3 protein-coding genes are annotated in these 1,943 nt (G+C 71.1%); all 3 read right to left on the bottom strand.

The genetic code is table 11. From position 1 onward, the window contains the following. The coding region (locus AOK24_RS44800; protein ID WP_159052257.1) for a hypothetical protein at positions 1-226 on the bottom strand (226 nt) is incomplete at its 3' end. A gap of 128 nt (positions 227-354) precedes the next feature. Beyond that, the gene (locus AOK24_RS44795; RefSeq protein ID WP_206191381.1) at positions 355-1,113 is read right to left on the bottom strand and encodes an SDR family NAD(P)-dependent oxidoreductase; all 759 of its coding nucleotides are present in this window, start codon (positions 1,111-1,113) and stop codon (positions 355-357) included. A 92-nt stretch (positions 1,114-1,205) separates the two neighbouring features. After that, positions 1,206-1,943, bottom strand: a 738-nt coding sequence (locus AOK24_RS44790) for a Rieske 2Fe-2S domain-containing protein (protein ID WP_055725518.1), incomplete at its 5' end; no start/stop codon positions are given.

Genomic DNA, 1,943 nt, shown 5'->3' with positions numbered 1-1,943 from the left:
ATAAGAGACAGGAGTAGTCCCCGCTCCCGGCACCCCAGTACCGCACGAACCCCTCCCGCACGGCCCCCACCAGCACCCGCTGATCGGCGAACCCGCCCTGCGACCCGTCGTCGGCCACCAGATGCGGCCCGAAGTACACGCCGGGAACAAGCAACACGGCAACGGGCACGAGCACACGGGCCCGCAGAAAACCGGACGACGAGGGCACCAGGGCGTTACTGGACAAGGCGATTCCTAAGTCACTGGAGGACAACCCCCCTCACCCTGCCGCACCCACCCCCGTTGATCACTGCGGCCGACCACCCACTCGTACCGGGGGTTTGCCCTACCTCCGGGAGCCGGCCAAGGCTCCGGTCACCACCCCGGCCGAGCGCTCACACCCCCGTCCACCGGAAGGTCCACCCCCGTGATCCAGGACGCCGCGTCGGACGCGAGGAACACGCACGCCGCTCCGATGTCGGCCGGGGTGCCGAGGCGGTGGAGGGGAGCGGCCGTGTGCCAGCGGGTGACGCCCTCGGGCCAGGTGGCCGTGAGGCCGGGGCGGGCGATGAGGCCGGGGGAGATGGTGTTGACGCGGATGCCGAGGGGGCCGTATTCGAGGGAGGCGGCGCGGGCGTGCATGATCAGGGCCGCTTTGGAGACGCTGTAGTGGGTGTGGCCGGGGGAGGGGCGGGTGCCTTCGATGGAGGCGATGTGGATGATGCTGCCTCCGCCGCGGGGGGCCATCAATGGCGCCGCTTCCTGCGTGCAGGTGAACGCGCTGGTGACGTTGGCCTGTTGGAGCTCCTGCCAGTCGGCCACGGTCAGTTCCGCCAGGGGCTTCACCGGCTGGATTCCCGCGTTGTTGACCAGGACATCGAGCCGCCCCCGCCACTCCGCCGCCTCCCGGACGACCCGCCGGCACTCCTCCTCGCGCGTGAGATCCCCGCTCACCACGACCGCGTCCCCGATCTCCCGCGCCAACTCCTCGGCGAGCCCCGCGGCTCGACGGCAGTGCAGCACCACCGAGGCCCCCGCACCGGCGAGTTGACGGGCGATGCCCTGCCCGATGCCACCACTGGCCCCGGTCACGAGGGCGATACGGCCGGCCAGCGGCCCGGACGTGTCGGTCACGGCGTTCCTTCCCCACAACGAGCGGCGAGTCGAGGTCCCCATACTGGTACGCCGCCGCCGCGCCAACTCCGAGCCGCGCCGCACACCTTGACTCAGACCGGCGGATAGAACTGCGCGTACCACCGCCGCAACGCCCGGATCCCCTGCTCGTGCGGCAACAGCACCGGCCGCGCCAGATGCACCTTGTGATCCCAGATCCGCACCTCGTCCCGCACCTCGCCCAGCGCCTGCGTACGGAACACCAGCTTCAACAGCGGCGTCAGGAAGGGGAGTCGGCGCGGCTTGCGGACGTAGTACAGCATCCGCAGCTCACTGGTCCGCTCGTCGACGGGCGTGCTCAGCGCGATGGCCGTCAGCGACAGCACCGGCCCTTCCGTACGGACGACCATGACCCCCGGCCCGTACATGAACGCGTCGAAGGTGTTGTCGATGTCCCACCGCAGCACCCGCCGCCCGATCCGCCCCCGCGCCTCCGCGAACGGCCCGTCCTCCTTCCACTCCTGCGCCAGCGGTTCCGGCTGGCCGTGGATGAAGTGGAAGTGCGACTCGTCGACGATGTTCTCCCGCATCTCCTGCACGTGCACACGGGCCCGGCAGGTGTCCTCGATCGGCGCCGCGTACCCCCGGTCGGAGGTCTCCGGGATCTCCGGCACCTCCCACTCCGGCTCACCCGGCCCGACGTATACGAACACCAGCCCGCTGTGCTCCCGCACCGGAAACCCGCCGAGCGACACCTTCGGCACCCGCGCCGCGAACGGCGCCCGCACGCACCGTCCGTCCGCCCCGAACCGCCACCCGTGGAACGGACACTCCACCGCCCCCTCCACGAC

It is taken from the genome of Streptomyces niveiscabiei, assembly GCF_001419795.1.
GTDB classification, from domain to species: Bacteria; Actinomycetota; Actinomycetes; order Streptomycetales; family Streptomycetaceae; genus Streptomyces; species Streptomyces niveiscabiei.
Note: the sequence above shows the minus strand (reverse complement) of the source record. Positions and strands in the feature narration are given on the sequence as shown.